The organism is Halomonas sp. 3D7M (genome assembly GCF_014897885.1).
Taxonomy (GTDB): domain Bacteria; phylum Pseudomonadota; class Gammaproteobacteria; order Pseudomonadales; family Halomonadaceae; genus Vreelandella.
Genome location: NZ_JABUZF010000177.1, coordinates 4988 through 12421, shown reverse-complemented (window position 1 = coordinate 12421; position 7434 = coordinate 4988). Strand labels below are relative to the sequence as shown.

At 50.4% G+C, this 7434-nt stretch carries 9 protein-coding genes; 2 read left to right on the top strand and 7 right to left on the bottom strand.

The genetic code is table 11. The features are described 5' to 3' along the window. The 5 genes from INT22_RS20665 to INT22_RS09905 form a co-directional block, all read right to left on the bottom strand. Positions 1-439 (bottom strand): AAA family ATPase (locus INT22_RS20665; RefSeq protein WP_226912575.1); only part of this gene is annotated, 439 nt, incomplete at its 3' end. Positions 440-481: 42 nt separating this feature from the next. After that, the gene (gene ruvA / locus INT22_RS09920) at positions 482-1090 is read right to left on the bottom strand and encodes a Holliday junction branch migration protein RuvA (protein WP_193060387.1); all 609 of its coding nucleotides are present in this window, start codon (positions 1088-1090) and stop codon (positions 482-484) included. Between the two features lie 70 nt (positions 1091-1160). After that, positions 1161-1712 (bottom strand): crossover junction endodeoxyribonuclease RuvC, encoded by a 552-nt coding sequence (gene ruvC / locus INT22_RS09915; protein ID WP_193060386.1) that lies wholly within the window; start codon positions 1710-1712, stop codon positions 1161-1163. Between the two features lie 117 nt (positions 1713-1829). Further along, positions 1830-3611, bottom strand: coding sequence for an aspartate--tRNA ligase (gene aspS, locus INT22_RS09910; protein ID WP_193060385.1), 1782 nt, complete (start codon positions 3609-3611; stop codon positions 1830-1832). A gap of 66 nt (positions 3612-3677) precedes the next feature. Next, positions 3678-3959 (bottom strand): FmdB family zinc ribbon protein, encoded by a 282-nt coding sequence (locus INT22_RS09905; RefSeq protein ID WP_038484338.1) that lies wholly within the window; start codon positions 3957-3959, stop codon positions 3678-3680. Positions 3960-4160: 201 nt separating this feature from the next. Between INT22_RS09905 and INT22_RS09900 the strand changes: the two genes are divergently transcribed. Continuing rightward, positions 4161-5126, top strand: a complete 966-nt coding sequence (locus INT22_RS09900) for a D-2-hydroxyacid dehydrogenase (protein ID WP_193060384.1) — start codon at positions 4161-4163, stop codon at positions 5124-5126. On the opposite strand, the gene INT22_RS09895 is transcribed toward INT22_RS09900, so the two are convergent. Both INT22_RS09895 and INT22_RS09890 read right to left on the bottom strand, forming a co-directional pair. Continuing rightward, entirely contained in the window at positions 5123-5398 is a 276-nt protein-coding gene (locus INT22_RS09895; protein ID WP_089038400.1) for an acylphosphatase, read from the bottom strand. The two genes, INT22_RS09900 and INT22_RS09895, sit on opposite strands and share 4 nt — an antisense overlap. A gap of 118 nt (positions 5399-5516) precedes the next feature. Beyond that, complete coding sequence (locus INT22_RS09890; RefSeq protein ID WP_089038401.1) at positions 5517-6416, bottom strand: YihY/virulence factor BrkB family protein; 900 nt, start codon at positions 6414-6416, stop codon at positions 5517-5519. 175 nt (positions 6417-6591) lie between these two features. Here INT22_RS09890 and INT22_RS09885 point away from each other — a divergent pair. Next, positions 6592-7434 (top strand): bifunctional nicotinamide-nucleotide adenylyltransferase/Nudix hydroxylase (locus INT22_RS09885; RefSeq protein ID WP_226912574.1); only part of this gene is annotated, 843 nt, incomplete at its 3' end.

Genomic DNA, 7434 nt, shown 5'->3' with positions numbered 1-7434 from the left:
AGCGGGCAGCGGGCCCTTCACCGATCATAATATCCAGCTGGAAATCTTCCATTGCCGGATAAAGCACCTCTTCTACCACGGGGGACAGCCGGTGAATTTCATCAATAAACAGCACGTCACCTGGCTCAAGGTTCGTCAGCATGGCGGCTAAATCACCTGCACGCTCAAGCACTGGGCCAGAAGTTGACTTCAGCCCTACCCCCATCTCGGTAGCAATAATATTCGCAAGCGTTGTTTTACCAAGCCCAGGGGGCCCAAATACCAAGGTATGATCTAGGCTTTCCTGACGTAGCTTTGCGGCTCCCATGAAAATTTCAAGCTGCTCGCGTACTCGCGGTTGCCCAATATAATCCTTTAAATGTTTGGGACGAATAGCATGATCAATACGCCCTTCCCCTTGTTCGGGCTCAGCCGCGATTAATCGGTCATGTTCTAACATAAAGTGCGCACTATCAGTCGTTCCATGAAATAACCCACGTTGTTACCCAGTCATGCGTTTTGTCAGCGCGGCTTTAATAATCGTCTCTGTTGACTGCTTGGGATTAATGTCAGCCAGCATTTTTGAGGCTTCAGTAAGCTTATAGCCCAAGCTCACCAAGGCAGCTTCCGCATCTGCTAACGAGTCACGGGGAGCAGGCTCTCCATTCGCCGCTTCTAACGCGAGGGGCGCATCCGCCGCGTTCTCCCATTCAGGGAAACGGTCACGCATTTCAATAATTAACCGCTCGGCAGTTTTTTTACCAACGCCCGGAAGCTTCGTCAGTGCTTTACTATCGTCGTCACGGACGCAGCGCATAAAGGCGGCTTCATCCATTCCGGAAAGGATGGCTAGTGCAAGCTTTGGCCCTACGCCGTTGACTTTGATTAGGGCGCGAAACAGTGCACGCTCTTGTTCACGGCCAAAGCCGTAAAGCAAATGGGCATCATCACGAATTGTAAGATGCGTATACATGGATACGCTCTCTCCTACGGCTGGAAGTGCCACTAGGGTGTTCATAGAGGCTTCAAGCTCGTAACCGACACCATGCACATCAACCACAATCCAAGGGGGGTGCTTTTCTAACAAAAAGCCATTAATACGACCGATCATAGGTATGCTCGCAATAATAAAAAGCAGTCATTTACTATAAAGACACTCTGTACAAATGACCAGTAAGCAACTAAAGCCGCCACCGCCCTGTGCTGCGCCGACGACTGCCCTTAGCGGGTGTGGCAAGTAAGCCATGTCCTGCATACGCATGGGTAAGCGCGATAGCTAGCGCATCCGCGGCGTCCGCCTGTGGCGTTGAAGAGAGCTGCAGAATAGCGGTGACCATATGCTGCACCTGGCTTTTCTCCGCGCCTCCCTGGCCCGTAACGGCTTGTTTGATCTGCCTTGCTGCGTATTCTGCAATGTTCAGACCGTGATTCGCGATGCAGACGAGAGCCGTGCCCCGTGCTTGGCCAAGCTTCAGTGCTGAATCGGGATTTTTAGCCATAAAGACTCGCTCAACGGCGACGGCATCGGGCCGATGCAGCCCCACTACTTCGCTTAAACCTGCATAAATTTGCGCCAAACGCTGCTCTAAAGGGCCATCGGTCGTTCTAATGCAGCCACTGGCGACATAATGAGGCTTAACACCTATTAAATCGATGACCCCATAGCCCGTGATACGCGAACCAGGGTCGATACCCAAAATCCTAATCGCGGGAGCGGGCTGTTTTTCATCCATGGCAGCTGTCCTATTGGTAGCGAGCGGTTCAAACAAAAACACCGACGCCTAAACGTCGGTGCTGAACTACTAGTTGGCGAACTTCTCGTTGCTGAGCTACAAAGCAGAGCTGAGCGATTATTCGCTGGCGGTCTCTGCTTTCGCTTTTTGGCGCAGACGGATGTTCAAGTCTTTCAACTGATCCGCGCTGACTTCACCTGGTGCATCAGTCAGTAAACAGCCGGCGCTTTGGGTTTTCGGGAAGGCAATCACTTCACGAATTGTCTTAGCTCCAGCCATCAGCATCACTAAACGATCTAAACCGAACGCTAGGCCGCCATGGGGAGGCGCGCCGTATTGCAACGCATCCAGCAGGAAGCCAAACTTCTCTTGCGCTTCCTCTTGGCCAATGCCCAAAATTTCAAACACAGTGCTTTGCATGGTTTGATCGTGAATACGAATGGAACCACCACCAAGCTCGGTTCCGTTAAGCACCATGTCGTAGGCACGCGACAAGGCTTTTGCTGGGTCAGCTTTAAGCGCTTCTGGCGAGCAAGAAGGTGCAGTAAACGGGTGATGTAACGGGCTGAGGCGACCGTTGTCGTCCGCTTCAAACATCGGGAAATCGACAACCCATAACGGTGCCCACGCCTGGGTGTAAAGCTCAAGGTCGGCACCTAACTTGACGCGTAATGCACCAATGGCTTCATTGACGATGCGCGTTTTATCCGCACCAAAGAAAATGATATCGCCATCTTCAGCGCCTACGCGATCAAGCAGCTCTTCAACCACATTTTCCATGAACTTAACAATGGGTGATTGAAGACCTTCAAGCCCTTTGGCACGCTCATTGACCTTAATCCACGCAAGCCCTTTGGCACCGTAAATACCAACGAACTTAGTATATTCGTCGATTTCTTTACGAGACAATTTGGCGCCACCTGGCACTTTCAATGCTGCTACGCGGCCGTCTTCCGCACTTGCAGGGCCCGAGAAGACCTTGAAATCAACCTGCTGCATCAGGTCATCAACATCGGTCAATTCTAACGGAATGCGCAGATCAGGCTTATCAGAGCCAAAGCGATCCATTGCTTCCTGCCAGGTCATGCGTGGGAACTCAGGCAGCTCAACGCTCAGCACTTCCTGGAAGAGTTGACGAATCATGGCTTCGGTAATGCCCATGATATCGTCTTCTTCCACAAAAGAGGCTTCGATATCGATTTGCGTGAATTCAGGCTGGCGATCAGCCCGCAGATCTTCATCACGGAAGCATTTAGCAATCTGGTAGTAGCGATCGAAACCGGCCACCATTAACAGCTGCTTAAACAACTGTGGCGACTGCGGTAGTGCAAAGAAGCTGCCTGCATGTGTCCGGCTAGGAACGAGGTAGTCGCGGGCACCTTCAGGTGTTGCGCGAGTCAATACCGGCGTCTCGATATCCAGGAAGCCTTGGTTTTCCAAGTAAGCGCGGACGTTGTGAGAAATACGCGAACGCAAGCGCAGCTTCTCAATCATATCCGGGCGTCGAAGGTCGATATAGCGATGCTTTAAGCGAACTTCCTCGCCTACTTTGTTGTGCTCATCCAACTGAAAAGGTGGTGTGGCAGCTGTGTTGAGCACCTCCACCTCTTTAGCTAATACCTCAATCATGCCCGTTGGCATGTTAGGATTTTGCGTTCCTTCAGGGCGCAGCCGGACACGGCCAATAATACGAAGCACGTACTCACTGCGAGCACGGTCAGCATTAGCAAATGCCTCGGCGGTATCTGGGTCGACAACGAACTGAGCGATGCCATCGCGATCGCGCATATCCAGAAAGATGACCCCACCATGATCACGGCGGCGATGTACCCAACCGCAGACAGTGACCGTTTGTTCCACCAAAGTTTCGTTAAGCTGGCCGCAATAATGGCTGCGCATGTCTAATCCTGTTCTGTTACGTGGCAATGAGATTGTCGTGGGCCGTTGTGACCCTGACAACCGCGGCTAAGCCGCGGCGCCCTTTTTCGTTGATGCGCTACTGGTATCGCTTGTGGCACCAGTGCTAGAAGTAGATTGGCCTTCTGCTGCCAAGTTTTTCTTACTTCCTGTTTTAAAATCGGTTTCATACCAACCGCCGCCAGCAAGGCGGAAACCAGCCGCCGAGACCAAACGCTCAAGACTGGCTCGCTGGCACGCGGGGCAATCCTTCAGCGGATCCGCACTGATTTTCTGCAATTTTTCCATGCGATGACCGCAGGCCTTGCACTCGTACTCATAGATGGGCATGTTGATAACTCCTGAAAAGCTCAACTCCGACAGGCTAAGTTTGTATAAACTAGTGGCAAAACAACGCTTGCCAGGCAAAGAATATGTGGCCTGCTGGGATAAATTCCAAGACTGCGGTTGATAGAGCGACACATTATACCCTTTTGTGCCCCCTGCTGAGCAAGGCCAAGTGCCTTTCGGCAGATAATGGAGAAAAGAAAAATGCCCAATGCGGTAATGCTGGATGCCGAGAGCTTAGGCGCGGATATCGATCTAACAGCAATTCGAGACCTTGTTAGTCATTTAGAGGTGTACCAGCAAAGCACTGCCGAACAGGCAAGTGAGCGCTTGTCGGATGCGGACATAGCGATCGTCAACAAGGTTGTACTGAACGCAGAAACACTATCAGCCTTACCTAAACTCAAGCTTATATGTGTGCTGGCGACAGGGCTTAACAATATTGATCTCGACACAGCTAAAGCCCAAAACATTCTTGTAAAGAACGTCTCCGCCTACGGAACAGCAAGCGTTTCTCAGCATACATTACTGCTTATGCTGGCATTAGCAAACCGTTTGCCTCGCTATCAAGCTGACATCGCACAAGGCGAATGGCAGCGCAGCGATTTCTTTTGCTTACAAGCTCACTCGACGCTGCAGCTTTCCAATAAGCATCTGGTGATGGTGGGGCAAGGTGAGCTTGGCTCAGAAGTGGCACGTTTAGCTGAAGCATTTGGAATGAAGGTTACATTTGCTGCTCGCCCTGGCAATGAATCAAACGATAAACGGCCCTCTCTCGACGATTTATTACCGACGGCAGATATTATTAGCTTGCATTGCCCGCTTAACGAAACAACCAAGCACCTTATTAATCGCACACGCTTGGCAAACGCAAAGTCATCACTGCTATTAGTCAACTGTGCCCGGGGCGGCATCATCGATGAAGAAGCGGCACTTGAGGCGCTTCGTGCTGGCAAGATTGGAGGGTTAGCAGTTGATGTGCTGCCCACTGAGCCGCCGAAAGACGGACACCCTTTATTAACAGCATTAGCAGAAGGCGAGGCACTTAATTTGATAGTGACCCCTCACAATGCCTGGATCACGCCTGAGGCTCGCCAGAACATTGTGGCGCTCACTGCTGATAATATTAAGCAATGGCAAACTGAGGCGAACGTATTAAGCACTGATTAATAGGTCGCAAAATGATCGGGAGCGCGGTGGCCATCCAGCACTTCAATAGTGACATGGGTTACCTGCGCTCCTTCGGGCCCCTGCCATAACCATTCAGTTAGCGTAGATACGGCAGTGGAATTGCCACATAGCAACACCTCTACCCGCCCATCAGGTAAGTTTTTGGCGTAGCCCGTTAGCCCTCGCTGAAGCGCTTGTTCCTGTGTTGAACGCCGAAACCATACTCCCTGCACTTTTCCTGTTACATAGGCACGTACACAACAAGTAGGCATAAACTGTCCTCTCAGTGTTTATACAATAGCGTTTATAGACTTCAGCCTGATAAATCGACAGGCTGAAATCTGTTGATATTCGCTCTTTCTACCCACCTTTTTTAAACCAATTCTTGTCTTACACTAACTCTCGCTTCACCAGCACTGCACTATTACGTGGCACCAATGGCCGCCCACGCCGAAGTAGCAAGGAGCGAGTAAAAGCGGCGCCAAATAGTAGGATTAATGAACTGTAATATACCCATAACAAAATCATCACAACAGACCCCGCTGCACCATAGGTCGACGCTGTGGCGGTATATGCTAAATAAATAGCAATAACGCTGCGCCCAATTGTAAACAACACAGCAGTTACTATCGCGCCAATCAGCACATCTTGCCAACGGAGAACAACATCCGGCAACACTTTGAAAATAGTAGCGAATAACAATGCCACCATCGCCAGTGAGATTAATGACTCAAGCGATGTCGTTAATAAACTGGCATAGGGTAATAAATTACCGGCTCCGTGGAGCATCCCTCGCAAGACAACCCCCAGCACTAACGATACGAGTAGAATGAAGCCAATAGACAACACGACGGTTAAGGAAAGCAAACGATTTTTTATAAAGATAAGAGCACTGTTGGAGGTGGGTTTTGCAGTGACGCCCCAAATGGTATTGAGCGAAAATTGCATTTGCGCAAACACGGTTGTGGCACCCACTAACAAGGCTACAAAGCCAAGCACTGTTGGTAAGATACCTGACTCTTCGATACGTGACTGAGCAACAGCCTGCTCAATCGCAAGTGCTGCATCAGCGCCTAACGTGTCCTGAAGCTGAGCAACTATTTGACCTTGAGCGGCATCTTCACCCAGCACCACGCCAATCACTGTTACCGCGATAATCACGGTAGGCGCCAAGGAGAAGAGTGTGTAGAACGCTAATGATCCGGCATAGCTGAAGGCATTTCGTTCAAGCCATAACGCCGTCGCATCTTGAACCACGTTCCACCAAAAAGTGATCGTTTTTTTCAGCATATTCATTCCCTTAACAAAAGAGTGTCCCTATCAAGCACTAGCGCAAGATACATCTAACAATCATACCGAACTAAAACGTTGAGCGCAGGCGGAGGCGCATTGCGCACCTTAACTGCCCACTTCATAATGGCTCTCTTTTCTCTGCTACTTTCTCACCCACGACCAAGGAAGCGTTATGAATTCGGATGCTGTTAACTCTACTACGGCTTACGACTTTGATTGCTTGGTGTTTATTGGTCGTTTTCAGCCTCCCCACCTTGGCCACCTTGCCATTATCCGAGAGGCGTTAAAACAGGCACGCCAAGTCATTGTATTAGTGGGCTCTGCTTGGCAGGCACGCTCTTTACGCAACCCGTGGACGTTCGATGAGCGACAGGCAATGATTCGTTCTGGGTTTGATGATCAAGACAATCAACGCCTGGAAATCACGCCACTACTTGATGCGCTTTATAACGATGATGTGTGGGTACGTGATGTGCAACGCAAAGTGCGTGATTTGACGTCCCCTGCCAACGCTCGCTTACCCCGTATTGGTTTGATTGGCGCGAGCAGAGGACAATCAAGCTACTATTTATCGCTTTTCCCCCAATGGGAGTCCATCAGTGTGCCACTCGTTGAAGGTATTTCAGCGAGTCAAATACGTGAGCGGTTGTTTCGCTCACCGGGTTCTACCGATGACTATTTGAGCACAGGCGCCTACCACGACTTACCACCAGAAGTCGTCAAAAGCGTTGACAAGTTTTGCAAAGGTACTGCCTACCACGGCCTACTGGAAGAGCAGCAGCTACTCGATCAATACAAACAAGCTTGGGCACAAGCCCCCTATCCGCCCATTTTTGTGACTGTTAATGCAGTTGTCGTCCAATCAGGCCATATTTTGTTGGTAAAGCGAATGGCTGCACCGGGTAAAGGACTTCTGGCATTACCCGGAGGCTTCATCAACCCTCATGAGCGCTTACTAGATGCTTGCTTAAGGGAGCTCCGTGAACGTTTAAGGCTTAAAGTGCCCGAACCCGTT

What these genes read in the sequence shown, in the direction of transcription:
- ruvA (WP_193060387.1), bottom strand. Translation starts at nt 1,090, where the DNA reads ATGATCGGTCGTATTAATGGCTTTTTGTTAGAAAAGCACCCCCCTTGG.
- ruvC (WP_193060386.1), bottom strand. Translation starts at nt 1,712, where the DNA reads ATGGATGAAAAACAGCCCGCTCCCGCGATTAGGATTTTGGGTATCGAC.
- aspS (WP_193060385.1), bottom strand. Translation starts at nt 3,611, where the DNA reads ATGCGCAGCCATTATTGCGGCCAGCTTAACGAAACTTTGGTGGAACAA.
- INT22_RS09905 (WP_038484338.1), bottom strand. Translation starts at nt 3,959, where the DNA reads ATGCCCATCTATGAGTACGAGTGCAAGGCCTGCGGTCATCGCATGGAA.
- INT22_RS09900 (WP_193060384.1), top strand. Translation starts at nt 4,161, where the DNA reads ATGCCCAATGCGGTAATGCTGGATGCCGAGAGCTTAGGCGCGGATATC.
- INT22_RS09895 (WP_089038400.1), bottom strand. Translation starts at nt 5,398, where the DNA reads ATGCCTACTTGTTGTGTACGTGCCTATGTAACAGGAAAAGTGCAGGGA.
- INT22_RS09890 (WP_089038401.1), bottom strand. Translation starts at nt 6,416, where the DNA reads ATGCTGAAAAAAACGATCACTTTTTGGTGGAACGTGGTTCAAGATGCG.